The sequence below is a fragment of the Ruegeria sp. HKCCD7181 genome (assembly GCF_057221055.1).
Window position 1 is genome coordinate 352,319 of record NZ_JBWVBC010000004.1, and the last position, 25,661, is coordinate 377,979.

24 protein-coding genes are annotated in these 25,661 nt (G+C 55.1%); 12 read left to right on the top strand and 12 right to left on the bottom strand.

Annotated elements, in window-relative coordinates; all coding sequences use genetic code 11:
* Positions 1 to 64 precede the first annotated feature (64 nt).
* The 5 genes from AC2TCY_RS10780 to AC2TCY_RS10800 are packed head-to-tail and all read right to left on the bottom strand — an operon-like array spanning position 65 to position 5,181.
* Complete coding sequence (locus tag AC2TCY_RS10780; protein WP_480847389.1) at positions 65 to 1,414, bottom strand: polysaccharide biosynthesis/export family protein; 1,350 nt, start codon at positions 1,412 to 1,414, stop codon at positions 65 to 67.
* A 22-nt stretch (positions 1,415 to 1,436) separates the two neighbouring features.
* On the bottom strand, positions 1,437 to 2,018 hold the full coding sequence (locus AC2TCY_RS10785; protein WP_480847390.1) for a YjbF family lipoprotein: 582 nt from the start codon (positions 2,016 to 2,018) through the stop codon (positions 1,437 to 1,439).
* Positions 2,015 to 4,066: a YjbH domain-containing protein gene (locus AC2TCY_RS10790; RefSeq protein ID WP_480847392.1), complete on the bottom strand. Its 2,052-nt coding sequence runs from the start codon at positions 4,064 to 4,066 to the stop codon at positions 2,015 to 2,017. The genes AC2TCY_RS10785 and AC2TCY_RS10790 overlap by 4 nt, the downstream gene beginning before the upstream one ends.
* Positions 4,067 to 4,118: 52 nt before the next feature.
* A complete protein-coding gene (locus AC2TCY_RS10795; RefSeq protein ID WP_480847394.1) occupies positions 4,119 to 4,880 on the bottom strand; it encodes a glycosyltransferase family 2 protein in 762 nt (253 codons plus the stop codon).
* Positions 4,881 to 4,899: 19 nt separating this feature from the next.
* On the bottom strand, positions 4,900 to 5,181 hold the full coding sequence (locus AC2TCY_RS10800) for a helix-turn-helix domain-containing protein (RefSeq protein WP_480847395.1): 282 nt from the start codon (positions 5,179 to 5,181) through the stop codon (positions 4,900 to 4,902).
* A gap of 267 nt (positions 5,182 to 5,448) precedes the next feature.
* Here AC2TCY_RS10800 and AC2TCY_RS10805 point away from each other — a divergent pair, with 267 nt between their 5' ends.
* Positions 5,449 to 5,781 carry a hypothetical protein gene (locus AC2TCY_RS10805; RefSeq protein ID WP_480847396.1) on the top strand — a complete coding sequence of 111 codons (333 nt, stop codon included), beginning with the start codon at positions 5,449 to 5,451 and terminating at the stop codon, positions 5,779 to 5,781.
* A 4-nt stretch (positions 5,782 to 5,785) separates the two neighbouring features.
* On the opposite strand, the gene AC2TCY_RS10810 is transcribed toward AC2TCY_RS10805, so the two are convergent.
* Entirely contained in the window at positions 5,786 to 6,262 is a 477-nt protein-coding gene (locus AC2TCY_RS10810; protein WP_480847397.1) for a hypothetical protein, read from the bottom strand.
* 101 nt (positions 6,263 to 6,363) lie between these two features.
* Between AC2TCY_RS10810 and nusG the strand changes: the two genes are divergently transcribed.
* Positions 6,364 to 6,915 (top strand): transcription termination/antitermination protein NusG, encoded by a 552-nt coding sequence (nusG, locus tag AC2TCY_RS10815; RefSeq protein WP_480847399.1) that lies wholly within the window; start codon positions 6,364 to 6,366, stop codon positions 6,913 to 6,915.
* 7 nt (positions 6,916 to 6,922) lie between these two features.
* Here the strand turns inward: nusG and AC2TCY_RS10820 are convergent, their stop codons facing one another.
* Both AC2TCY_RS10820 and AC2TCY_RS10825 read right to left on the bottom strand, forming a co-directional pair.
* On the bottom strand, positions 6,923 to 8,068 hold the full coding sequence (locus tag AC2TCY_RS10820; protein ID WP_480847401.1) for a phage head spike fiber domain-containing protein: 1,146 nt from the start codon (positions 8,066 to 8,068) through the stop codon (positions 6,923 to 6,925).
* A 171-nt stretch (positions 8,069 to 8,239) separates the two neighbouring features.
* Complete coding sequence (locus AC2TCY_RS10825) at positions 8,240 to 8,503, bottom strand: hypothetical protein (RefSeq protein ID WP_480847403.1); 264 nt, start codon at positions 8,501 to 8,503, stop codon at positions 8,240 to 8,242.
* Between the two features lie 204 nt (positions 8,504 to 8,707).
* Here AC2TCY_RS10825 and AC2TCY_RS10830 point away from each other — a divergent pair, with 204 nt between their 5' ends.
* The 3 genes from AC2TCY_RS10830 (at position 8,708) to AC2TCY_RS10840 (ending at position 12,318) form a co-directional block, all read left to right on the top strand.
* On the top strand, positions 8,708 to 9,403 hold the full coding sequence (locus tag AC2TCY_RS10830; protein ID WP_480847404.1) for a metallophosphoesterase family protein: 696 nt from the start codon (positions 8,708 to 8,710) through the stop codon (positions 9,401 to 9,403).
* 193 nt (positions 9,404 to 9,596) lie between these two features.
* Positions 9,597 to 10,256 carry a sugar transferase gene (locus AC2TCY_RS10835; protein WP_480847406.1) on the top strand — a complete coding sequence of 220 codons (660 nt, stop codon included), beginning with the start codon at positions 9,597 to 9,599 and terminating at the stop codon, positions 10,254 to 10,256.
* A 1-nt stretch (position 10,257) separates the two neighbouring features.
* Positions 10,258 to 12,318, top strand: coding sequence for a GumC family protein (locus AC2TCY_RS10840; RefSeq protein ID WP_480847408.1), 2,061 nt, complete (start codon positions 10,258 to 10,260; stop codon positions 12,316 to 12,318).
* A gap of 6 nt (positions 12,319 to 12,324) precedes the next feature.
* Here the strand turns inward: AC2TCY_RS10840 and AC2TCY_RS10845 are convergent, their stop codons facing one another.
* Entirely contained in the window at positions 12,325 to 12,849 is a 525-nt protein-coding gene (locus AC2TCY_RS10845; RefSeq protein WP_480847410.1) for a CBS domain-containing protein, read from the bottom strand.
* A gap of 375 nt (positions 12,850 to 13,224) precedes the next feature.
* Here AC2TCY_RS10845 and AC2TCY_RS10850 point away from each other — a divergent pair, with 375 nt between their 5' ends.
* The 5 genes from AC2TCY_RS10850 (at position 13,225) to AC2TCY_RS10870 (ending at position 18,610) form a co-directional block, all read left to right on the top strand.
* Positions 13,225 to 14,250, top strand: coding sequence for an FAD:protein FMN transferase (locus tag AC2TCY_RS10850; RefSeq protein ID WP_480847411.1), 1,026 nt, complete (start codon positions 13,225 to 13,227; stop codon positions 14,248 to 14,250).
* Between the two features lie 15 nt (positions 14,251 to 14,265).
* Positions 14,266 to 14,496: a (Na+)-NQR maturation NqrM gene (nqrM, locus tag AC2TCY_RS10855; RefSeq protein ID WP_480847413.1), complete on the top strand. Its 231-nt coding sequence runs from the start codon at positions 14,266 to 14,268 to the stop codon at positions 14,494 to 14,496.
* 116 nt (positions 14,497 to 14,612) lie between these two features.
* Positions 14,613 to 16,130: a 2,3-bisphosphoglycerate-independent phosphoglycerate mutase gene (gpmI, locus tag AC2TCY_RS10860; RefSeq protein ID WP_480847414.1), complete on the top strand. Its 1,518-nt coding sequence runs from the start codon at positions 14,613 to 14,615 to the stop codon at positions 16,128 to 16,130.
* On the top strand, positions 16,127 to 17,260 hold the full coding sequence (locus AC2TCY_RS10865; protein ID WP_480847416.1) for a murein hydrolase activator EnvC family protein: 1,134 nt from the start codon (positions 16,127 to 16,129) through the stop codon (positions 17,258 to 17,260). The genes gpmI and AC2TCY_RS10865 overlap by 4 nt, the downstream gene beginning before the upstream one ends.
* Positions 17,261 to 17,266: 6 nt before the next feature.
* Positions 17,267 to 18,610: a S41 family peptidase gene (locus tag AC2TCY_RS10870; RefSeq protein ID WP_480847418.1), complete on the top strand. Its 1,344-nt coding sequence runs from the start codon at positions 17,267 to 17,269 to the stop codon at positions 18,608 to 18,610.
* Between the two features lie 56 nt (positions 18,611 to 18,666).
* Here AC2TCY_RS10870 and AC2TCY_RS10875 read toward each other — a convergent pair whose 3' ends face one another.
* The 3 genes from AC2TCY_RS10875 to AC2TCY_RS10885 all read right to left on the bottom strand — a co-directional run bounded on the left by AC2TCY_RS10875 (position 18,667) and on the right by AC2TCY_RS10885 (position 21,427).
* Complete coding sequence (locus AC2TCY_RS10875) at positions 18,667 to 20,193, bottom strand: MFS transporter (RefSeq protein ID WP_480847420.1); 1,527 nt, start codon at positions 20,191 to 20,193, stop codon at positions 18,667 to 18,669.
* Positions 20,194 to 20,294: 101 nt separating this feature from the next.
* On the bottom strand, positions 20,295 to 20,654 hold the full coding sequence (locus AC2TCY_RS10880; RefSeq protein WP_480847421.1) for a hypothetical protein: 360 nt from the start codon (positions 20,652 to 20,654) through the stop codon (positions 20,295 to 20,297).
* Positions 20,655 to 20,665: 11 nt separating this feature from the next.
* Positions 20,666 to 21,427: a DUF6478 family protein gene (locus tag AC2TCY_RS10885; protein ID WP_480847422.1), complete on the bottom strand. Its 762-nt coding sequence runs from the start codon at positions 21,425 to 21,427 to the stop codon at positions 20,666 to 20,668.
* Between the two features lie 245 nt (positions 21,428 to 21,672).
* Between AC2TCY_RS10885 and AC2TCY_RS10890 the strand changes: the two genes are divergently transcribed.
* Together AC2TCY_RS10890 and AC2TCY_RS10895 are read left to right on the top strand one after the other, a co-directional pair.
* Entirely contained in the window at positions 21,673 to 24,762 is a 3,090-nt protein-coding gene (locus AC2TCY_RS10890) for an ABC transporter transmembrane domain-containing protein (protein WP_480847424.1), read from the top strand.
* Positions 24,752 to 25,651 carry a CPBP family intramembrane glutamic endopeptidase gene (locus AC2TCY_RS10895; RefSeq protein ID WP_480847425.1) on the top strand — a complete coding sequence of 300 codons (900 nt, stop codon included), beginning with the start codon at positions 24,752 to 24,754 and terminating at the stop codon, positions 25,649 to 25,651. Before AC2TCY_RS10890 ends, AC2TCY_RS10895 begins: the two co-directional genes overlap by 11 nt.
* The last annotated feature ends 10 nt before the right edge of the window (positions 25,652 to 25,661 follow it).

The window sequence follows — 25,661 nt, forward strand, 5'->3', positions numbered from 1 at the left end:
ATGGAACCCTTGCCATCAGGGATACGTTCCCCCCGGCAACGTCAAGGGGTTTCTCATTGAAAGGTCACCCATTTGCCGCATCCAGCCCCGCATTGACCAGCGAGGGCAGGAACTGATCCAGTGCCCGGCCCCATGTCGTGATTGGTTGTTCCTGAATGAAAACGATGTCGTTGGGCCGCAATTGCATCCGCGCGGCAACCGATAGGGCGGCCGGGTTGCGGGCATCCAGATGCCATGCAGTGACGGCACCAAATTCCTCGGGCTTAGGCGAGCTACGCAGTACATAGATATGTGCGGCATCCGCTGTTCGGGTGCTGAACCCACCCTGACCGAACAAGGCATCCGCGAGATTAAGATGCTGGCCGTAAGGCAGCGGCAGGCGCGCATTGCTGCGGAACTCTCCACCCAGGTAGACATAGTCGCGCTGCTCTGCCCCCAACTCGGTCCGGGTGGTGAAGTTGGTGCGAGACTCCGTCAATTCGTCCCGTTGCAGACCAACCGCGAGGTCCAGTTCAGTCAGGGCATCCGCCCGGGCCTGCCGGTTCAGGCTGATCACATCGATCTGGTCGCGGTAGTACCCCAGCGCGCGATCCAGATCATAGCTTGTATCCACGAAAACGGCGTCCCCGTTGAGCAGGTTCAGCTGCTGCAAATCGGGACGCCGAAGGTAATCCTTCATCGGAATCTGATAGAGATCGCCGGTTCGGTAAATTCTGATCGTGCCATAGTCGCGGTCGTGTGTCGTGAGTCCACCGGCAGCGGCGATTGCCTGGTTCAGGGTCAAAGGCACAACGGTTATCGCAACATTCTGAGGTGCAGCGACCAGCCCGCCAACCGCTACGCGCTTCGAGTTGTACCCGGTTAATTCCAGCGAGAATGCCGGGTCGATCTGACGCGCGGCAAACGCATCGAAGACAGCAGCCTCAGCATCGCGCAACGATCGGTTTGCTACGCGTACGGTGCCGATGTCGGGCACGGAAATCGATCCGTCCGAACGGACAGTATACTCCTCGGAAGGCGTGCTCTGGCTAATCGCCGGCTGCCCACCTCTTTTCAGCGTGACAGTATCCCCAGCTCCCAACCGATAGGCCGGTGGTGTGACCCGAGGCGGCGGTCGAAGCTCCAATGGCTGGGGCTCGATCCGCGGCACGTCAGGTTGGGGGGGTAAGGCACCAAGCCGCCGGGTGGCGGCGCCCGTTCCGGCGGTGTCATAGAAGGATGCCGGTAATCGGCGCGGAGTGTAGGCGTTGGAACGATTGGCCACCAGAACCGTTTGCGCGGTCAGGTCGACCTCGCGAACAGCGACGCTGTCTAACTGGTTAGAGACGCGGGGACTGGTATACGTCACGCCGCAGGCGCCAGGACTCAGCACAAGCAGTAACAGTGTCAGGGTGCGGATTATGTTTGGGGTCATATTGCTCTCTGAATATGGTGGCTCAGCGGACCAGGTGTTCGGTCCACACATATCCGGCAAGGTCGCTGACCCATTGCCGGGATTTCCACAGAAACCCGTCTGACCCGGCCCAGTAGATATTGGTCACGGTCCGACCGGGTGTCGTACAGATTTCTTCGATCCGCATGGTGAAGTGTGGTTGGTCAAGGATGATAATTTCTTCGCTCCGGACGGTGCCGCGTTTGCACTGATACGCTCGAAATGAAGTCTGATATTCACCATCGAGGTAAGAATTCAGGCGAATGTAGTAACCGTTCTCGCCCCCCTCGAGCATGGCCAGTGTCCCCGTCACATCGGCGCTCATCAGATCGGCACCGAGTCCACGGGTGGCCACCAAAACCCCTTGTCGAAAAGATAATGACGCCCTGTCGCCCGAGGCCCAGCTGATCACGTCCGCATTCTCTCCTACCGGGGCAAGCGTTGCGGCGACCTTGAGCTCGAGCAGTTCCACTAGCAAGGTCGGTTGCCCCAAATCGTCCAACTGCGCACGACTCAGCAATGTGCGTGGATCATCCTTCTGCGGCGCGCAGGCGACAAGCAACAACAGCGCCAACACCCGGTTCATCGCCAGAACCGCCCCCAATTCGCTCGCAGGTCTTGCTCGCGCAGGCCTCGAACTGTGTCGTAAAGCCGCCCGGCCACCTCAAGTTGCGCACCGCCATCGCGCTGAACCGGACGCAAAACAGTGGTGAAGTCATCCCGACTGGGCGTGCCCGAAAGCCAATCGATCGGAATGGTGATCACAATGCCCTTGTCATAGGACCCTTCGCCAAACTCGGCGGCAGAAGCATTGGTGAAGGTAGCAAAAGCACCGACGCGCCAACCGTTCCTGAATTCACGGTTTAGGGTGACAGTCGAGCCCCAATCTCCCGCTAGATAGCGTCCGGCGTCGACTTGCAGGTGATAGCCTTTCTGCAATTGCCAATAGCCAGACACATGCCCTGTCGCGACCGAGTAGTCCTGAAAGCCAAACAGCTGGTCAAAGTCCCGTTGCCGCACATAGTTCAATTCGGCCCCGAATGCGGCGCGGGATTTGAAGGGGAACCAAAGCAGCTCGGCTGACAGACCGCCAAACATCGGCTCCAGATACCCGGCAGTGACACGGCCAAACAGGTCTGAACCGGTTTGGTAATAATAGGCGGCCGTTAGTTCGGTGATTGCGGGGCTGCCCTCGGCATCATAAAGCGCCCCGTCGCTGCGAACGCGGGGAAGGGTTGAATCCGACTGCCGTGTGGATTGATCCAGATTGCCCACCAAAGGCTGCCGCAAGATACCACGCAGGATGAGACCTCGCGCAACCTCGACCTGAGCCGAAGCCTGAATGCCGAAGTCAACCCGCACGGGCTCGTCCGGGTCGAAGAGCGCAGGTTGCAGGTATGGCGTGAGTCCGGTGTCCCAGACCGGGAAGGCCGCATTGGGACCAGAGATTGCACGCTCTGGTTCCGAGATCTGCGCGCGGGCATAGGTGGACCAGCTACCATCCAGATCATGTTCCAATGATTCCAAGTCGGAACGACGCAGAGTAACGCGTGTTGGTGTTAGTCCACTCACGGTCGGAGTGATCTGGAACTGCTCGATTTCAGGCGGCAGAGTGCGGGTCATCACCCGAGCCGTTCGGCCGATGTCCTGCGCGGTTCGGGTCCGCGAAGTACCCCCAAAAGTAACATGAGCCGTTCGGCCGCGAATGTTCAGTGCGCGCAGACGTAATCCTTCACTCTGCAAACCAGCGGCCAGTTTGCGCTGTACACCCAACCCGGTCGTTCGCGCTGGTTGAGAGTTCCTTCCGCGAACCATTACTGGAGGCGGCGCATTGTCGCGCGACCCGCCGAAGGGCGGGTTTTTGGGGTTGAGTGCCAAGGTCAGGTTCACACCCAGCTCTGACCCGTAAAGATACGTCAGTGCCACATGCGCATTTGGGCGCAACCGGTATTGCGCGGCGATATTGATCGGGGATTTTCGGTCAAACGCGGTTCCGTCCTCCTGCGGGTAAGCGTCCGACGAATACTCCGCCAGCAGCTTCCACCTGTCGCTGGCCTGCCATTCCACCCCACCGAACATGGCTGCTGGTCCTCGAAACCAGTTTTGCGCCTGAACGGTGCCACCTTCGTCGCCTTCGCGTCCCGGCCGAGTGTCCATCCGACTTCCAAACACGTAAGAAAGAGGATTTCGAAACGCGCCGACACCGGCCAGGCGCCCCCATCCCATGCCCATGGTAATCCGCAGCCGTGGATGTACTGTCTTTGAAGCCACCACATACTCCGACTGATAAATCCCAGTTCCCAAGAAATCGTTCAATCCAACTGTCAGCGCTGGACGACGCCTGGTTTCGTTTAGAAATCGGTAGTGGATCGAGAAACTGCGGTCGAAAACCTCATCCTGTACGGCAGCGCCGGAAGTGTTCCCCTTTACGTCCCGAAGCGCGGAATATCGCAGACTGGCCGAAAGGCGCGGCGTTGCCTGAAAGGTCAATGTTGTGCGTGTCGTATTGCGAAAGTGGCTGAAATTCATGGCCAACTCGGCGTCCGGCCGACTGAGTGCCGTTGGCATCTCGACAAGCCCCGGGTAGCCGAAGGTGTTATAAGTCGTCTGCACCTGTGGTTCGGCGAAACTCACGTTTGGCACGCACAGAACCAGCGCGACCGAAATTGGCAGGTACCACAGGGTTTTAATGACCGCTGTCTCCGATCAGGGCCGAGAACTGACTGATTTTTCGTAGGTTTTTGGCTGCGAGCACGCCAATACCCCCCACGTTATTCCGCTTCAATGCCCGGTAATCCTCGTGCGTCTTTGTAATGAGCCCCGAAAGTGACCCGGTACTGACGCCACCCTGACGCATCTTGACCAAAACACGCGGTACGTAAGCCAATCGGATGCCACCTGCCCAGATCCACCGCAGCATCGCATCGTAATCTCCGGCAATTCGATACGTTGTGTCATAGACACCCAACCGCTCGAACACATTGCGCCGCAGATACAGGGTGGGGTGGGGTGGCATCCAGCCCCAACGCATCCGGTCGCGCCAGAAAGGACCTGCCCTCCAGTGACGCAAAACACGCCCTGAGCCGGAAATCATATCCAGGTCTCCGTAAACGCCATCCACGGTTTCGTCCGAAAACGCATTCGCGACGTCGGCCACCACTTTAGGATCGGCGAGCACGTCGTCAGAGCCAAGCAGTCCAATGACATCTCCGCAGCATCTGGTAATGCCCTTGTTCATAGCGTCATACAGCCCTTGGTCGGCAACACTGTGAACACGGACCGGATGAGACCCGTTCCAATTGTTTATAACATCCAGAGACCCGTCCGTTGAGCCCCCATCCTGAACGGCATGTTCAATATTGCCATAGGTTTGTACTGATACTGACCACAGTGTTTCCCGGATAGTGTCGGCCCGGTTCAAAACCGGAGTAACGATAGAGATTTTCATTGAATTCTCGAGCTTTAGCTCAGCTCTGCACGTTCGGAATATCAAACAGCAATCCATAGGACAGCCTTCGATCGCTGACAAAGCGGATGCCTTGATCTTCAAGCACATTACGCAATTTTTGCAGGTTATACTTGCGGGACTGGGGTACTCCGTCGACGGCTTCGTAGCGGGTGATGGTTGCAGCCCCAACACCCGATTGTTCCGCCAGGCGCCGGACGGACCAGTTCAAAGCCCCCCGAGCCGCTCGAAGCTGTTTGCCAGTGATCGAGGGCGCATTAACCTGCGAGTCGTTTTGAGTCATTTTATGAAAATTTGCCTGATTAACGGCTACCGCACCGGAAGAGACTTGGGTCAGCCTTCTGGTTGTGCATGAGTCATGGCGCAAACTTGGCAGGCAAACGACAAAATTTCAATCGCTAAAGTTGTTTTTGCGAACGCAACTTCACCCATTGATCATTTTTTATATATTATTTCAAATAGGTATCGTCGTTCAGTTCTGAAAATTTGACGAGTTAGGGGACTGTTAACCATTTCGCGTGAACCTCAAGAAAATTCTTGAGGCGACCTGATGCGATCCAAAATGCTCATCCTGGCAATTTGCAGCTGCATTCCGGCTAATCCGGTCTTGGCGCAAAACAGTGCGGCAATTGATACGGCTCGTAGCCTCGATGCCTGTGGTGGAGCCAAGATCAAAAGGGCAAGCTGGAAGCGCGACGGCAGCCTCAGGGTTGTTTGCGACCGACAATCCAGTGCGCCACGAAACACGCCCCCTGAGATTACCCCAGGTGCCACCAATGTGGTTGGCTTACTGATCCCGACATTGGGGCTTGGCGCAGCCGTCGCCGCGGCTGCGGGAGCGTCATCCTCGCCCTCGGCAACAAACAGTACAGGGCGAAATTAAGTGCTCAATTGCCGTCTTGACATGGCGTGTAGCCCAATTCAATCAACTGACGTCCGGAGAGGCGGTAAAATCCGTGCACGCGGTGCCGGGCGACTTCAATATACCAATGGCGCAGCGCCGGGCTGTAATGGTCGGCGATCACGTTGCTCCAGTATTCAAAGCTTTTTTCATCGAGCGGTAGCCCCCACAGATTTGGTCCGTGAAACCCGAACACAGTTTCTGTGTCGATACATACCTCCCTTGCGCCAAGAAAAAGGGTGCAGACTGACAAGCAAACCCGACCGCGAATTTCGACCCGATCACCTCGGGCCCGCAGAGTTTCAACCCAGGCCGCGCGGCGATCGATCCTGCCACCCAGATCATTTTTTACAACATGTACGATCTGCGGATTGCCGGGCCGCGCTGCTATTGGCGGGCAACACATCAATGCCAAAACAAGCCACGTCAGTGCCCGCATCGCCTTCCCATACACCACAGACACATCACCACTCCCTGACTGAGCGTTCCGTTCTTCTCACTCTGATCAGTGCTGAATTAACAGCCGGATAAACTTACAATTCTCTGAAAACACGAGGTATCAGCATGACATTCCGCTCCCCCGCCGATGCGAAACCGGATCCGGAAAACTGGTTTGCCGCTCAGCTGCGCCCAAACATGCAGTTGATTGCTGAACGCAACCTGACCCGGCAAGGGTTCGACAGTTTCTCGCCCAAACGGATGGAAACCTTTCGCCGTCGCGGGCGCCTGAAAACCGAAGTGCGGCCGCTTTTTCCCGGATATATTTTTGTTCGTTTCAACCCTCACGCCTTCGGATGGCAGGCCATCAACGCAACTCGTGGCGTTTTGCGGATCATCACTGATGCCGCGAACAGACCCACCCCATTACCTACTGATTTTATGCAAAGTTTGCAGTCAAGATGTGACCCGAACGGCTTGCTGCAAACAGCCGAACACCTGAGCCAGGGAGACCGGGTGCGTATTTTGTCGGGCCCCTTCGCAGGCCTTGTTTCGCGCATTGACAATTTGGATCAGCAAGAGCGGTTGCACCTACTGATCCAGGTAATGGGACGTCAGGTGCGCACAACTCTGCCAGCGGACATTGTCGATAAAATTCAACACCCTGAACTAGCCTGAGGCGCGGTCAGGCCGATTGCAGACCCACAGGCCCGATATCTTTGGCCCACAGGCGCAATAGCGCTATATGCCCCATCATGTCGGGCCCCAGACTTAAAGCGCTCTGCTTCAAGTTCGGAAGGCCCGGGGCGCTGACTGTACCGGCGGCGGATAGGGTGAACTCAGAACTTGAATGGCGCGACGCGATGGCAAATGGCGCTTTACGGTTCGGGCCAATTTCTCCGACCGCCGTCGCAAGGCTAGTGGCAGTACCATTGGCCCGCTGAATCAACTCAATTTGACCAAAGTTGGGTGCTTCGGCCGAAACTTGATACGTGATCTGATCACCGGTGTCGTTTGACCAATCAAGTATTCTGACCAACCCTGAGCCCGCAACAATATCAACGCCACCCTCGACAGCCAGCGAAACGGCGTTTGAGATCACTGGATCAACCACGTGCGTTGATCGCAATTCCAGCGTATCCGCCGCACGCGCGACCGGCACATCCTGCGTTGCAATATATGAAGACGGAGAAGACCCGATCTCCAGTTGTGCGCCCCAAATATAGGTGAAGCCGGGTTGGGAGGACGCCGTATTCAGATCGTCCTGTGAATTGTAGACCTCAAAATCCGACGCAGCGGTCCGTGTTGCTTCGACGGTAATGGAACATCGGAACCAACCGTTTCCTACATCATGCATTGCAGCGGTGTGGACCGAATTCACTGTTCCCGGAACGCCTTGCCGAAGGTTGAAGTAGCTGTCTTTTGCAAAGCCATTAGTCCGTTCGCGCAAGAACACATAGTCCCGATCACCCGCTTTTGCATAAATCGAAAAGCTCAGCAGCTGACCGGTCATATAACTGGCAGATTGCCGGACGGCCCCATCATACGTGGAGGTGGTACTAACCAGCCGACTGGCCGTCATTGACCCATCCGGTGCCGCACCATCATCCGCTACGATGCTAGACCGGGTTTTCGTCCAATCCGAATGCCCGAGGTCCGCCGACCGGAGCAACATATTCTCACGTGCTTCGCTTTCTAACAGCAATCCGTGACTGACCCATTGACCATCCATCAGCCGGTGATCCAGGCGCGGTTCCCCAGGCGCAGCCCATGACAGAACACCCGATGCATTCGTATAAGTTCCGCCGGTTACTCGTGAAAATGCAAACAAGTTGTCAAATCCGGACGAGTTTGCACCAGCGAATACGCCCTGCCGGAAATCTGAAACAACATCCGGGCGTAAGGCGTTTACTGCATATGCCGCTCGTGGATCATGCTCGGGCTCGTTTCGGCTGCTGTATGCGAACCGGCCGCCAATAAATCTACCTCCTGGCTTCATAGCTCAACCAACCAGAACGGTAGCCTGAGCGTTGTCGCCCACCAGCCACAGACGTTCACCCGATTTCATTTGCAACGCTAGTGATCTGCCTGGCTGCACTGGATGGCCAAGCGCGGCATCCAGCGCGGGAGTAGTGTCCTCCTGAGTGATCTCTAAACGAACAGTGGCACCACTGACATTGCTAAGCAGTATATCCTGATCGGAAGCGGCGGTATGGCGGTTGGTCGCGCTCCAACCAGCTGCAAGTTTGTAGGTGGCCGATGGCATGGGAATCTCCTGATATTTAACGAGCGCCACACTAGGGCAAATCAACCCTGCGTTGCTCGTTCGTTGGATTAAGGCTCTGTTCACGCATGGCAGCACGAGACAATTGCCCCTGGTCGCACAGCAGGTTACTGATCGAGACAAATGAAACCGACTTGGATCAAAAATCTGTTCAGGAAAGCCGCGCCAAACGACGGTAATTTCCCCATGCTTTTACCCGCCGCGCGGTTTTACGCAGTCGGCGATATCCACGGGCGACTTGACCTGCTTCAAACGCTCCTGAACCGCTTGGATTCTGACTGCCCAGTTGTTTTTGTCGGGGATTACATCGACCGCGGAGATCAAAGCGCGCAGGTTCTTCAACATCTGCATCACCTCGACACGAGTACCAACCGCCAGATTACCTGCCTTATGGGAAACCATGAGGAAATGCTGCTGCAATTCCTGGACACACCCGAATACAGCTGCCGCCTGTGGCTAAGGAACGGAGGCATGCAAACCTTGGCGTCCTTTGGTGTAACCGGCGTTAACCATGCACTCGACGAATCCGAAACCGTCGCAGTTGCAAACCGGCTGCGCGAGGCTATGGGAGTCGAACTCCTGACCTGGTTGCAATCGCGTCCTCTGACTTGGACCAGTGGTAATATTACTGCAGTTCATGCGGCTCTTGATCCGTCCCGCCCAATTGAAAATCAATACAGACAGACCTGCCTTTGGGGGCATCGTCAGTTTCCAACAAGCAGGCGTAACGACGGACAATGGGTGGTTCACGGCCACACGATCATTGCCGCTCCCCGCGTGGGTGACGGTGTTATTTCAATTGATACTGGTGCATTTGCGACCGGACGCCTAACCGCAGTTGAGGTCTCATCCGGGAGCACTCGTTTTATTTCGACAGGCTGATTGACAGCGTAGTGAGTAAATTTATGTCACTCGCATTGCTCAAAGGTCAGCTAGCAGATCACTATCAGAGAACAATTTGCTAAAGCGCTGTTAAGGTTAACCAAAAATTTACCAATCTCTTGCGACCCTCAGCCTGTCGAAGGCGCGAAGGAACCTGCTTTGCGTTGTGATCTTCAAAGCAGAGGGTACAAGAATGCCGGACTACGACTTCGTCGTTTTGCCTCCAGACAGCCCGGTCGCATTCTTCGGCAGGCATAACGACCCCCATCGCAATTTCTTTGCGATAAAACGGTGTATGGACGTCAGTTTCTCACTACTACTTTTGCCGCTGTTGGCTGTATTGGCTGCAATACTGTTGATCCTCAATCCGATACTGAACAAGGGGCCATTGTTGTTTGCCCAGATTAGAATGGGAAAAGAGCGCAGGCCATTTGTTGCTTATAAGTTTCGCTCCATGAGACCAGGTCTCCAGACTGAACGCAAACCTTTCGACCCCGTCGTAAACCATAGGATCACTGTACTCGGCCACTTGTTGCGTCGTTGCAGGATTGACGAGTTGCCTCAGGTCATCAACGTGCTGAAAGGCGAGATGAGTTTGATCGGTCCTCGCCCGGATTACGTCCACCATGCTCGGTACTACGAACGTCATATTCCCGGCTATCGGTCCCGGTACTGCATAAGGCCTGGCATTAGCGGCCTAGCGCAGACCGAAATCGGCTATGCGCAAAATTCCGCGACCATCACCTCCAAGGTGCGAGCAGACATACAGTACATCAATAATTTGAGTATGGCCAAGGATGCCCGAATTTTCTGCCGTACGGTTCAGACCGTTCTGGGTCTGAAGGGCAGGTGAAATGTCAAAGTTCGCCAAAGGATCAGACAGAGTACGTCGTTCCGTCCACAGAGCAGAAACTGAAAGAGATGAGCCCGGAGATTTGCTGGATCTGCTCACCTTGATATGGTCGGGAAAACGGGCGATTACATTGTCTGTTTTGATTGGCGTGGTTCTTGCGCTTGTTTGTGCCTTGTACGTCGTCAAACCTGTCTACCAATCGGAAACCACACTTGTTTTCGACCCTGGCGTAGATGAGTTGAATGGACCGGCTGCAGGGTTAGGCGGGTTGAACAGCGACATTTCTGCGGTCAACACGGAAATTGAGGTGATTCGCTCGCACCAGATGATGCGCGATTTGGTCTTGCGCCTTGACCTGATCAACGACGCTGAATTCAATCCGTTTTTGCGAAAGCGCCTGTCATTTACCGGGACCACACAAAACACTCCTACCGCACTAAACTCGACTGCGGAAAAAATTGCCGACGCAATCACAATCGAGCGGGTGCGCAATTCAAACGCATTGACACTGAGCGCGCGCGCCCAAGACGCCGAGAAATCTGCGTCCATCGCCAATGCATTGGCGACCCTTTACATACAAAAACAGGTTGAGGAAAAGCAGCGCGACATTGTCAATTCTGTGGGGTGGTTGTCCGAACGCGTAGCAACGTTGGAACAAGAAATAGAACGTCAGAACAATGCCGTTCAGGCGTTGAATGCGTCGGTCGTTTTGTCCGAGGCCGAAAGTCTGGCTGTGCGTATTTCAGAGACCAAATCCCGCTTGTCAGCACTGTCACAAGAGCAGCGGCGCATTGTCGAACAATCTGACATTATATCAAACCTGGATGCCGATAATCGTGACGCCGCGATCGATGATGCCACACTGAAGCGGCACCTAACTGCTGCCCGCAATGGTGATCAGTTTGCTGTCGTCGCCTTTGAAAACCGAAAGGTCGAGCTGCGTGAGGCGCTCGAGCACGATCTGGCACTGTCCAAACGACACTCCACATCGCTTAAGGACGCCCTCAAGCAGTTGGAAGCAGAGTATGAAATTCAAACCAAGGCATTGGTCAATCTGCAACAGATTGACCGTGAAGCCCGGGCAACAGAGCTGCTGCATCAAACTTTCCTGTCTCGGTTGAAAGAGACCGCGCTGCGACGGGGTCTGCAAATGGCCGACAGTAGGATTGTTTCACCCGCGCCGCCCGGCGAGCGGATCGCTCCGCGTACGGTTCGTATGGTCATTCTGGGGGCTCTGGCTGGTGCCGCACTGGGAACGTGCATCGTGTTGTTGCGGCAGCGTCAACGAGCCTCTTTACCAACGGCAGCTCAACTAGAAACTGCCACTGACTATCGTGTTTTGGGTCATATTCCCCAAGCACCAATCCGTGTGCGCAATCAACTGGTCGACTATCTGGCAATCAACCCAACAACCCCACTGGCCGAGGCCGCTCGTAACCTTTGGACCTCGTTACTGTTGGGGAATGCCCAAAAGCCTCCTCAAATCATTCTGAGTACGTCTTCGGTTCCTGACGAAGGAAAAACGACAACCGCTATCGCTTTGGCTCACAATCTCGCTGGGTTAGGTCGGTCGGTTCTCTTGATCGAAGCCGATATCAGGCGTTTGTCTTTTCAGTCTTATTTTGAGGTTAATCCCAACGGTGGATTGATTACCGCGCTTTCCGGAAAAACACTATTGTCAGATGTGATCTGCCGGGACGATCGGATCGGGGTCGATATTCTTATGGGAGAAAAAAGTACGCGTAGTGCGGCTGACGTGTTTTCTTCACCCGAGTTTCGAAGCCTGCTGACCGACCTCAGGGATAAATATGACCACATTATAATCGACAGCCCTCCGGTTTTAGCGGTGCCGGATGCCCGCGTAATCGGGCAATCCGTTGATGCCATCCTGCTGTCTGTCGCAACCTCACGCACCAGTCGTGAACAGGTGCTACAAGCGCTGCGAGAGCTTTCAAGCGTCAATCTGCACGTAACCGGTCTGGTAATGTCCGAACTGGGAAAGACGGCTGATACCGCCAACAGCCAAGCCTATGGGGCGTATTCCCAATACTATGAGACCTAAGATCAGTTAGCCGACAATCATCTGCTTCATTTTCAGAGCTTCATATTCCAGCTCTTTCAGCCGGAAATGGACCACGTCGCCGATGGTTATGATTCCTTGCAAGTTGCCATCGCTCAGAACCGGCATATGACGAAAACGGCCTTCGGTCATGGTTTTCAGCACATCCATAAGACGGTCTTCCGGAGCGCAGGTATGGACCTCGCGTGTCATCAAGTCTTCGACAGATTGCGGAAGCGTCTGGCCCGGAGTGTCTGCCATGCGCCGCACGATATCGCGCTCTGACAAAATGCCCTGCAGCGCACCATTCTGATCGGTCACGACAACTGCACCGATATGTTTTTCCTTCAGAGTGTCCACAACGGCATGAATTGTATCGTTGGGTCGCACCGCAAACACTGCATCCCCTTTGCCTTCCAGAAGTTTGGCCACGGTTGACTGTGTATGCGACAAATTCGACTCGATAGTTTGGCTACGGGTAGTGGGCTCGCCCTTGTCGCCGCGTGTCGGGGGCTGGTAAGAGCTTGGGGCCATGGGCGGTCTCCTCTTTCACAGAAATTGGCTGTCTGTTTCACCTTAGCGCAGGGAGGAACTCTGTATAGGGTGCAAATTCACAAACTGGCGCAACTCTGCCACTTCACAAGGAAATCTTGCTACGTGAGCCAACTGTACCTGACCCCACCCGTGGCTGCCCTGATCTTCTTTTGTGTCGTAATTTGTGGGCATAATTTTAGAAAACTATGGAAGCAACAGCCTCCCGGATGGCAAAAACGAGCTTGGCTGTTTGGGATTCCGGCCGCCGTCGGTTTGCTTGTGCTTGGCTTCGTACCGCTGAAACTCTAAGCCCGGTTTGACTCTGATTGGGCCCACTGGCATATGCCGGACACGGTTTTTCCAGGAGATCGCCCCATGCGTCATTTGACGGCTCTGGCCCTAACTCTTTTTGTTTCCGGCTGCCTTTTTGACAAGGAGCCCGATGTCGTCCGATTGTCAGGCGAAACTATGGGTACAACGTTCAACATCACAGCCATTGGTGACGATCTGGACGAAGCCGCACTTAGTGCAGCAGTACAGGACACATTGGCGCGCGTGAACGCAAAAATGTCCAATTGGGACCCGAATTCGGAAGTGTCGACTTTTTCCGACTCTACCGACACCGGGCCGGTTCAGGTCTCAGAAGAATTCGCTCTGGTGATTGAGGCCGCAAATGACGTGCATGCGAAAAGCAACGGGACGTTCGATGTCACACTTGGACCACTGATCGAGCTTTGGGGGTTTGGCCCGCGCAAGCCAGAAGACCCCATCCCGGCTGAGGCCGATGTTCGCGCGGCGCTCAACTCGGTAGGTCAAGCCCGGCTGCTAAAGCTTGATCGCGCCGCCGGGACATTGACCAAATCCGAACCTGCTGTTGGAATCAACCTGTCTGCAATAGCGAAAGGTTACGGCATCGATGCGGTGGCGGGGACTTTACAAGAGGCCGGTATCGAAAACTATATGGTCGAGATCGGTGGGGATCTTGTCGCCCAGGGTGAAAACGACAAAGGCGAAAGCTGGCGCATTGGCGTCGAAAAACCTGAAACTGGGGCGCAAAGCGTTCAGTTGGTTGTTCCGCTGGAAAATTTGGGGATGGCCACCTCGGGTGACTACAAGAATTTCTTCGAGCAGGATGGAGTGCGGTATTCGCATATCATCGACCCCGCAACTGGCTACCCGATCACCCACCGCACCACTTCCGTCACTGTGCTGGCCGAGAATGCGATGTTGGCCGACGCATGGGCCACTGCAATGCTGGCGCTGGGACAGGAAGAAGGCTTAAAACTGGCCGAGCAGCATAATCTTGCCGTGTTCTTCATTTCGCGTGATGTGACAGCAGGCGAAGATGCGTATATCACAGTACAAAGCAGCGCATTCAATGAAACGCTGGGATCGAACTGAAGGGCGGACACCGCAATGAGCACCTTTATTTTGGCATTCATTCTTTTATTGATCATTGTGGTTGGCATGTCTTTGGGCGTTTTGTTGATGGGTAAAACCATCAAAGGCAGCTGCGGCGGGCTGAACGCAATTTCGGGCGCTGACAAATGTGTGGTCTGCCAAAAGGATGTTGATCCCGACAGCCCCCTGCGCGATCAGCTGCAATGTAAGCGCGCCAAGAAAGCGCTTGAGCAAATGGAAGGCTAGGAATGCCCCAGGTCGCCTGTGCGACCACAGATTTAGCTTCCGATTGCCAAAAGGCGGTTCACGCTCGGGCGGGCAAGGGATAGAAGATGGGCCAAGAGCAGTAACCGGAGATCCCAATGACCGCGCCCAAGCCTGTTGTTCTATGTATTCTCGATGGGTGGGGCCTGTCAGACGACACTGCCGCCAACGCGCCCTATTTGGCGAATACGCCAACTTTTGACGCGATCATGGCTGAAGGTCCTCATGCAACACTGATCACGCATGGGCCTGATGTTGGTCTGCCCAGTGGTCAAATGGGGAATTCCGAAGTAGGTCACACCAATATCGGTGCCGGTCGCGTCGTGGCTATGGACCTTGGGCAAATCGACTTGGCGATTGAGGGTGGATCCTTTTTCGACAACAGATCTTTGCAAGATTTTATCTCAAAGGTCCAAGCAGCTGGCGGCACTGCGCATCTGATGGGTTTGATCTCGGATGGTGGTGTGCACGGGCATCTGAACCACATCGTCGCTGCGGTGAAGGCCATTACCGAGGCTGGCGTTCCGGTGGTGCTGCACGCCATCACTGATGGGCGCGATGTCGCGCCAAAATCTGCGTTCACTTACATTGCCGAACTCGAAGACCGTCTGCCCGAAGGGGCGCGGCTTGTTACGGTCAGCGGGCGCTATTTCGCCATGGACCGCGACAACCGCTGGGAACGCGTCGCCGAGGCATATAATGCGATGATCAAGGGGCAGGGGCGGGAGGTCACGACCGCACATTCCGCTGTTGATCATGCATATAACCAATCCGAAACAGATGAATTCATCACTCCGACCATTCTGGGTGACTATGACGGCTTCAAGGATGGGGACGGGTTGTTTTGTCTCAACTTCCGCGCTGACCGTGCCCGTGAAATCCTACGCGCGATTGGAGAGCCGGGATTTGCAGAATTCGACATTGGCTCCCGCCCACACTTGTCGGCCCTGCTGGGTATGGTGGAGTATTCTGACGGCCACAATGCCTACATGACGACCGTATTTCCCAAGCGTGATATCGTAAATACGCTGGGTGAATGGGTTGCCAAACAGGGCTTACGTCAGTTCCGGCTGGCCGAGACCGAGAAGTACCCCCACGTCACCTTTTTTCTGAACGGTGGCAAGGAAATTCCCGAATGCGGTGAAGATCGATACATGCCCGAGTCACCCAAAGTGGCGACATATGACTTGCAGCCTGAAATGTCTTCGGCCGAAGTTACCGCCAAGTTTGTCGAGGCGATCAAGGCGGGGTACGATCTGATTGTTACCAATTACGCCAACCCGGACATGGTCGGCCACACGGGCGATCTTCAGGCCGCAATCAAGGCCTGCGAGGCGGTGGATCAGGGTCTGGCCGAAGTGGTTGCCGCTTTGCGCGCGGTGGGCGGCGCAATGATTGTCACAGCCGATCACGGCAATTGCGAGGTCATGGTTAATCCTGAATCGGGTGGCCCGCATACAGCACATACTCTCAATCCGGTTCCGGTTGCCCTCATCGGGGGTTCGGACGGCATTGGTTTGCGAAATGGGCGGTTGTCTGATCTTGCGCCCACAATTCTCGAACTGATGAACTTGCCCAAACCTCCGGAAATGACCGGAGAAAGCCTGCTGACATGAGGCGGATGGCCTCTGTTGCTGCGTTGTTGATCTGGGCAGCGCCAGCTCAGGTCAAAAGCGATCCGGGGCAGGCTGCCTTAGAGGCCGCTCAGATGCTGGAGCAGGCCTCTGTCGCCTTGACCGAAGCCGATAGCGCCCGTGATCGTGTACGCGCTTTGACCGAGACAATTCAGGCCTTTGAGGCCGGATTGACGGCCATGCGGGACGGATTGCGCAAGGCCGCTCGGCGAGAAGTTCAACTCAGTGCTGAACTGCGGGTAAGCGAACAGGAAATTGCGCAATTGCTCGGCGTTCTCCAGACGATCGAGACGACCGCACCGCCTGTTCTGATGCTGCACCCGTCCGGCCCCCTTGGAGCGGCGCGGACAGGCATGATGTTGTCTGAGGTCACACCGGGACTGAACGCACAAGCTCAGGCTTTGGCCAATGACCTGCAAGAGGTTAAAACCCTGCGGCAGTTGCAGCAGAACGCTGCCAATACTCTGACCGAAGGCCTGACCGGCGTTCAGGATGCGCGTACCCGACTGAGCGAAGCCATCGCGGATCGCACGGACCTTCCACGCCGTTTTGTCGAGGACCCAGTGCGGACGGCAATCCTGATTTCGTCTACCGAAACACTTGATGGGTTTGCCAGCGGTCTGTCGGAGATATCAGCCGGTGAAATAGTCCAGTCTCGGGCCAGCGTGTCGGACAGAAAAGGTCAGATACCCTTGCCCGTGCAAGGTGTTCTGCTACATCGGGCCGGTGAAACGGATGCCGCAGGCGTTACCCGTTCCGGTCTTGTCCTTGGCACTCGGCCCCACGCATTGGTTACGACGCCAACCGAGGCAACAATCCGATATCGCGGTCCGTTGTTGGATCTTGGAAACCTTGTGATCCTTGAGCCCCAACCCGGGTTGTTGTTCGTGTTTTCGGGTCTGCAAGAAGTCTATGGTCAGACCGGAGAAGTGATTCCCGAAGGCACTCCGGTGGGCTTGATGCCCGGTGAAATGCCCGAAATAGGCGCGATTATGTCAACAAGCAGTGATGGCACTGGAACTGACCGGTCAGAAACGCTCTATATAGAGGTAAGACAAGACAACTCTCCCGTGGACCCGGAAGCGTGGTTCCAGACGGAAAAGGATGGATAGACGAGTATGAAGAGATTTTTGATCGCCGGCGCGGCCGGAACCCTGGCAGGGTTGATCGCAACAACTCAGATCGCGGGTCCCTTGTTGGCGCAAGAGGCTGAAAACAAAGCCAGCGTGTACGAGCAATTGGATCTGTTTGGCGACATCTTCGAACGCATCCGTGCCCAATATGTCGAAGAGGTCGAGCCTGAAGAACTGATCGAGGCCGCCATTGATGGAATGCTGACTTCGCTCGACCCGCATTCCAGCTATCTTTCACCAGATGACGCCGAGCAGATGCGCGTGCAAACCCGTGGCGAGTTCGGAGGTTTGGGGATTGAAGTCACGCAGGAAGATGGCTTTGTCAAAGTCGTCTCACCCATCGACGATACGCCTGCAGATGCGGCCGGGATCGAGGCAGGCGATTTCATCACCCATGTAGACGGCGAAAGCATTCTTGGCCTGACGCTCGATAAGGCAGTTGAATTGATGCGCGGCCCGGTCGGATCCGAGATCGTAATCACCGTTGTGCGCGAAGGTGAACAGGAACCTTTTGACGTCACCATTATCCGCGACACCATCAAGCTGACAGCGGTACGCGCTCGCACCGAAGGAACCAGCGTCGTATTGCGTGTCACCACCTTTAATGATCAGACCTACCCCAATCTGGAGGCAGGTCTAGAGGAACAGATCGAAGAAGCTGGCGGCCTCGAAAATGTCAACGGTATCGTGCTGGACCTGCGCAATAATCCCGGTGGTTTGCTGACACAGGCGATCAAGGTATCGGACGCGTTCTTGAACGAGGGCGAGATTGTTTCGACCCGAGGTCGTGATCCGAATGATGGCGAGCGGTTCAACGCCACGATCGGTGATCTGGCAGAAGGCAAACCAATCGTGGTTCTGATCAATGGCGGCTCGGCATCGGCATCGGAAATCGTTGCCGGCGCGTTGCAAGATCACCATCGTGCCATCGTTGTAGGTACCAAAAGCTTCGGCAAAGGATCGGTTCAAACGGTGATGCCGCTGCGCGGCGATGGGGCCATGCGCCTGACTACCTCTCGCTATTACACTCCATCTGGTCGCTCGATCCAGGCGCTGGGTGTCAGCCCCGACATCATCGTCGAACAACCGCGTCCGGTGCCTGAAAACGAGGACGATGAAGAGGCAAACGCCCGCACACGGTCCGAGGCCGATTTACGTGGCAGTCTGAATAATGACAGCCTCAGCGAGGATGAAATCAGACAGATCGAAGAGGACCGTGAAAAAGCGGAAAAAACCGCCGAACTTCGGGAGCAGGATTATCAGCTGGCCTATGCCATCGATATCCTCAAAGGATTGTCCGCTTTCACGCCTACTGGGCCATCCCAATAATAGGAACAATAGGAAAAGGGCCGCGCTGACAGCGGCCCTTTTTTGGTCAGGGTGGGCTAGCTTTCGACTTTGTGCAGCTTCTGTTCATCCAGCATCACTGCCAGAATGATCCCGAATGCGACCGACAGTGTGGCAAAGACAAAAGCCATGTTCATGCCGGTGTCAAAAGCGGTCGCAACTGCGGATTTAACCTTTTCGGCCTCAGCAGAACTTAGTTTCTGTATGACTACCTGAGCTGAATCCGTGTTTAACGTGCCGCCGTTGACAATTTTTAGATCAGCTTCCGACATGGTTATCCCAGCCGCTTTTAGCTGGGTACGCAAGCTGGAAAGGCTGGTGACATACATAATAGCGGTTGCACATGCTACCGAGATCGCACCGTACACCAGATGGGTCATGAAACTCAGCCCGCCTACTAAACCCGCCCGTTCGGGTTTGACGGCACAGACAGCTGCGGTGCCCGACGGCCCGACGGTCAAGGTTGCACCAAGACCTATAAACGCCATTCCCGGAAGGATCTGGAAGTAGCCCAAGCCTGCGGGCATCAAAACGATGCTCGCCGCACCTGCAGTGGCAGAGAGATATCCCCAGAACAACAGCCGCTTGGGGCCAAAATCATTGTACAGTGTCCCTGAAAGGATGGATCCGACGGCTAACAGACCCGTCAGGGGCGCAAGCCCTAAGGCTGATTGAAATACCGACCAACCCAGCACCTTCTGCATGTATTGAGGAAAGTAGAGCAGTCCGACGAAGGCTGCTGAAACATTAAACATATTAAGGCCCAGTGTGATCAGAAACTCTCGGTTCTGCATCAGCTGAGGCAACAGCAGCGGTTCTTGCACCCGCTTTTCGACCCTCGGGAACAAACCAAACAACACCGCGCTGACAAAAAACAACAACAGCAACGGGACCGAGGTCCAGCCCCAGTCCGCGCCCACGTCCAGACCATAAAGCAGTAGCAAAACGGCAAAGGACAAGATGCCCATGCCGGCAAAATCGATATGTTCGCCCTTTTTGTGCTGGGTCTCCCGTTCCATCAAAAAGATCGCCGTAGCCATCGAGATGCTCGAAAACACAACGTTAGCCAAAAAGAACAACCGCCAGTCACCCAGATCGACAACCGCACCGCTGATCATAGGACCAAAGACATTGCCTGTGGTAACCCCAGCAAGGATCAGCCCCATGACCAGAGCACGATGTTCCGGCTTGGAAACTTTCGTGGCACCAAAGGCAAGAGTGCAGGGCCAGACACACCCCGCACCAATCCCCTGCAATGCGCGAGCACCGATCAGATAGTCTAGTCCCGGCGATACGAAGCATAGCATCGAGGCAAACAGAAAGATCGACAGCCCGATGATCATTACCTTTCGGTGACCGTACATGTCGCCGAGGCGGCCACCGGCAACCATCGTCATGGCGAAAAAAAGGGCGTAAATATTTAACACCCATTGAGTGCTGGTAATATCCGCGTCAAAGCTGTTTTCGATGGCCGGAACCAACATCAGCGCTCCGGTAAAATCGATGCCGATGCCAAAAGCCGTCACCATCAGAGTGATGACCTTTATTATGCTCTTGCGATCCAAAGATGGTCACCCCGCTTGATCCGGACACCTTAATGATGCACGGAAAAAGCTGAATTGATAGGATAATTACCTATTCAGTTGGCGTCAGCCCATCACCAAGATCACTGATCTGGGTTATGCATCCGACGGAAAGCACGTTTCAACATGTCCAGCTCTGCGCGCAATAAGTTGATTTCGGCACGCAGGTCATCGGAAGCCGGAGACCCTGCAATTACCGAGAAGGACTCCAGTTTCTGCCCCGTTTTGGAATCGCAGATTACAAAGGTATGCACACCCTCGGATAACGCTGAAACCGGAACCGGAAAGCTAAATTGCCACCCGTCGCCTTCCGGGACAATTTCAGCACCCGGCACCGCTTCCCCCAGATACAAAACCTCAATCTCGGGGGTATTTGCGCCAGTGAAAATCCCTACCCAAATGCCGTTTTCAAACCGGATCGGGGTCAAAGTTGTGTCGGTCATGGCGTGTCCATTTACATATCCGCACGGTGATGGCGGCAGAAGGTCAGATCGCGCAAGGTAATCCGGTTCATTGCTGGCCGGTCAAATATCAGATCCAACCAGACCTTTTCTGTGCGCTGCTCGTTGATCTTCAAATGTGCGAGGTCAAAGTCCACCGAAACCGTCGGGTTAGTCATTTCCAGCTCTCGCAAGACTTGCTCGGTATTTGGGCCATGCTGAACATTAAGACGGGCAAATCCACCAGTGATGTGCTCAGCTTCAATGACCGCATCGACCCGCATTAAGTGCTGACGGGTCAAATCTGTTGCAGCTTCCAAAGGTAGTTCGACTGACAACGACAAGAAAGAACCTTTGAATTCAAACACTTCAAGCGCCAAACTGAAAGGTGCCAAATCCTTGTCCTGTCGATTTCGGATTTGCCGCAGTGTAATCTCTGCCAGGTCGCAATCGTGAAACAATGTCACTTGTCTATCCATCGGCGCTTTGCGCGGAGCTGCTGCCAACCCGGATCGCGCCAAAGGACCACGCCACAGGTCGGGGCGCCAGGACCAGTCTGTACCCAGAGGTCTGGGGAACTGCGATGAGCCAATCAAAGGACGGATTAGCCGACCATCTGCCTTTTGAATCAGTCGGTCCAGTTGCGTCCGCAGCAACCGTGCCGTGTCACGCTGGCGGCGCAGCTCGGACAAAGCAACCTTATCCGCCAGTTGCCCGGCTAAGCGCCAACGTGACAGAACCTTGCGGTTCAAATAGCGGTCCAGAATTCTTCCCATGGCCCCATCGTCCTTAACTGACCCTCTTTAGTCAAAGATCAGGCTTGGGATAAACCCGTCTCGAAGGAATACCCGCAGAAAATGCCCTAATTGTGAAGCAGGGCAGATACCGACGCCGGGTTTTCGCAGATTTCTCACGGCTGGCATTCTTGCAATAGGTCAACCCGCAGCTTACCGTCTGCTCTCTGGTCAAAGGCAAAACTAGCCGGTGCAACAGATCAAGGAAACTGGTGACAAGGCAGGGCATGGAACCCACCCTATTTTCATTCATCTGGAAATACTCGAAAAAGCAGCAGCTGGTCCTGCTGTTTCTGACCGTGCTTTCTTTCCCGTTCCTCTATGCCTCGCTGGAGTTGCCGAAGCAGATCATCAACGATGCAATCGGTGCTCCCACTGACTCGGTAACCATCTTCGGAACGACCGTGACACAGGTTCAGTACCTGCTGATCCTGTGTTTCGCCTTTTTGGCCACGGTGATTGCCAGCGGGCTTATGAAAATGCGCATCAATACGATGAAAGGTGTGCTGGCCGAGCGCATGCTGCGTCGTCTGCGGTTCACATTGATCAGCCGATCGATGCGCTTTCCAAAGTCCTATTTCGCTACGACCAGCCAGGGTGAGTTGGTCTCGATGATCACCTCCGAGGCCGAACCGATGGGAGGCCTGATGGGCGACGCCATCGCGCAGCCGGTTTTCCAGTTCGGCCAGATGATGACCATCGTCACCTTTCTGTTCATGCAAAGCGTTTGGTTCGGATTGGCCAGCATCGCACTAATTCCGTTACAGGCTTGGCTGATCCCCAAATTGCAGCGTCAGATAAACTTGTTGAACAAAGACCGCATTCAGGAGGTCCGCCGGCTAAGTTCTGAAATTGGGGAAAGTGCTGCCGGCATCAGCGACCTGCGTACCAACGGCGGCTGGCGGTATCGTCTGGCCCAGTTCAGCCACCGCCTGGGCACGCTGTTCGAGATCCGGTTCAAGATTTACAACAAGAAATTTTTCATGAAATTTCTGAATAACCTGATTACCCAGATGACCCCGTTCTTGTTCTATTCAGTCGGCGGTTATCTGGCGATCACGGGTGAGGTGACAGTGGGCGCTCTGGTCGCGGCGCTGGGGGCTTACAAGGATTTGAGCGGCCCTTGGAAGGATCTTTTGACCTACTACAACCAGGTGCAAGACATGTCCTTGCGGTGGGAGGTCGTAACCGAGCGCTTTGCCCCGGCGAAGATGATCCCGGAAGAGCTGTTTGACGGTGAACCCGAAACCATTCCCCGTCTTACCGGTGAAATTGAGCTGCGCAACGTGACCGTTCGGGACGATGACGGCAAAACGATCCTAGAAGATATCGATCTGACCATTCCTCAGGGCGCGCGCGTGGCTATCCAATCCGCCAGTGCGTCAGAACGCAGCGCGCTGGCCCAGTTGCTAACGCGTGAGGTGCTGCCCGCGCGGGGTGAGGTCATAATGGCAGGCCATGACCTGAATGACTTGCATCAGAAGGTGATCGCGGCACGGATTGGATACGCGTATTCCCGGCCGTACCTGTTTGACGGAACGCTGGGCGACAACTTGTTGATGCCATTGCGTACCCATCCGCAGCACGAAGAGGATGCTCTCAAAGTGCCGTCGCGCCGTCAGATAGAAGCCGTGCGCGCTGGCAATCCTCCCGACTCGCTCAGTGATGAATGGATCGATCCCGATTTGGCCGGATTGGAGGATATCGAGGATATCCGCAACTGGTGGTTCAAATTGGTCGAGGCGATGGGGATCGACGAGTTTATGTTCCGCCGTACTTTGCGGTCGCAGTTCGACCCAGAATTACACCCTGTTCTAGCGCAGAAAATCGTTGACCTCCGAGGCACCGTTGCCGAGCGCTTGCAGGAAAGGGGTTTGGACAAACACGTCTACAGGTTTGATCCTGAACTCTTTAACCCCGCTGTCCCATTGGGCGGGAACCTTTTGTATTCAGCTCCTACCCGCGACATTTCTCCTGACATTTTGGCGGGTGACGAACGCTTTCTGTCGATGTTGACCGCGCATGAATTGGATGGCGATGCGCTTAGTATTTCCAACGCCGTACTGGAAACACTGAACCAGACTTTTGGACGTGATGGGGCCGACCACCCGCTTTTCCTTCGATTGGGCATGTCGAAGGATATGTATCACCGACTTTTGGACATCCAGGAGCGTGGCAAGACCAATGGTGATGCCGATCTTAGCGACAAAGACCTGGCGCTATTATTGACGGTTCCGTTCATGCTCACTGCCGAACAAATTGGACCCAGCTTCCCTGAGGAGTACAAGAACAAGATTTTGTCCATCCGGCATAACCAGGCCGAGCGTCTACGCAACGCCATGGACGGCATGTTCATCCCTGTAACGCCGGACGTGTACCTGCCACGTCTGACAGTTCTCGAGAACGCGTTATTTGGCCGTGTGTCTATCATGGCGGGATCGCAGGCGGACGCTATTGAAGATCTCGTTGCCGAAATACTGAATGAGGCGGGACTACGCCGCCGCGCCGCCGCAATCATTTACGATCTGCCGTCTGGATTGGGTGGGAACAACCTTCCAACTGTTTTTCAGGAACGCGCCTCTTTTTCACGTGCTGGAATCAAGCGTCCGGATGTTCTGATCCTCGACAAGGCGCTGGCTAGCCACGATTCGGAGAGTCGTCTGCGCACACGGTTGAAATTGCGAGAATTGCTACCCGAGTCGATCATGATTTTCATGGAAGACAGCTTCGCGCATCCTGAAGCATATGACCTGTTTGTCGAAATCAAGGACGGTCGCATCGATGGTGTCTCGCGCACACGGGTTGATAGCGAAGACAGCGCTTCGGATGATCTGAGCCGCAAACTCAAGATCATCTCTTCAACCGAACTCTTCTCGCGTCTGGATGGTCGAAACCAGCGGCTTTTGGCGTTTTCCGCCCAATGGTATGAAGCTGCTGCAGGCCAGACCATCTTTGCCCGTGGTCAGGCGCCGGATGCGGCTTATCTTTGTATCTCGGGTGAGGCCAGTTTGAACTGGCAAGGTCAGGATGGGCAACAACGGTCGATATCTACAGTCGAACCCGGCCGTCTGATCGGCGACCTCGCGATCATTACCGGTGAGCCGCGGCAGATGGACCTGGTCGCCACCACGCAATGCACATTCCTCAGAATCGGTGCGGAAGAACTGCGGGCAGTTGTCGAAAGTGATGCAACCGTTGCCATGCAATTGCTCGAAACCGTTGCGGGGTACCTGACAACCGTTGGCGAGCGCCTACGCGATTCGAATACGCCTTTTGGCGAAGAGGCACATATTTCGGATTCTCAAAATGCCGGCTAACCGGACCGGAAGAGCGTACGCCAGCCACGAGCAACTGGTAGCGGAGGCCCGGTATTATCCGGAGATCTGGCGGCTGATAGTCGGGTTGGTAATCGTAACCGTCATCATATTGGCAATGAACGCCGTTCTGTTTGTTGTAGTGGCCAGTCTTGGCCCCCCCGACTGGGTTGCAGATTTTCTGAACGGCACGACACCTCTCTCGCTGCTGGTGGTCTTGTTCAGCTTTGCCTTTGCGACGCTCGGGGTCGCGATCGCTGCCAAGCAATTACAACATAGAACACTTAGGTCCATCATCGGAGATCGGATCGAGACTTTTTGGCAATTCTGGCGTGTGTCGCGGGCAATGATTCTGCTGGGAGGTGTCCTGCTGATCCTTCCTCCCTACGACATGGGTGCACCCCTGGTACCCAATTTGCCCTGGGCGACTTGGATTATGCTGTTACCCCTGACGATCCCCGCCGTTCTGGTTCAGACCAGCGCCGAGGAAATACTGTTTCGGGGCTACATTCAGCAAAGCCTGGCGGCGCGATTCAGGTCCCCTCTGATCTGGATGGTTCTGCCTTCGGCTCTTTTTGCCCTTGGGCATTACACCCCTGTTGCAGCAGGCGACAATGCGTTTTTAGTCACCGCCTGGGCTTGTATTTTTGGACTGCTATCGGCCGATCTCACTGCCCGTTCCGGTACATTGGGACCTGCGATCGCGCTGCATTTCTTCAATAATTTCTCAGCTCTTTTGCTGATTTCCATACCCGATAGCCTCAGCGGACTGGCGCTGTATCATTTGCCCTACACCATGTCTGATACCGGTATCGTCCGAGAATGGTTGTATGTGGATTTCGCCATCATGATCGTAGGTTGGTTGACAGCAAGGGTTGCGCTCAGGCGCTGATTGCAATTCC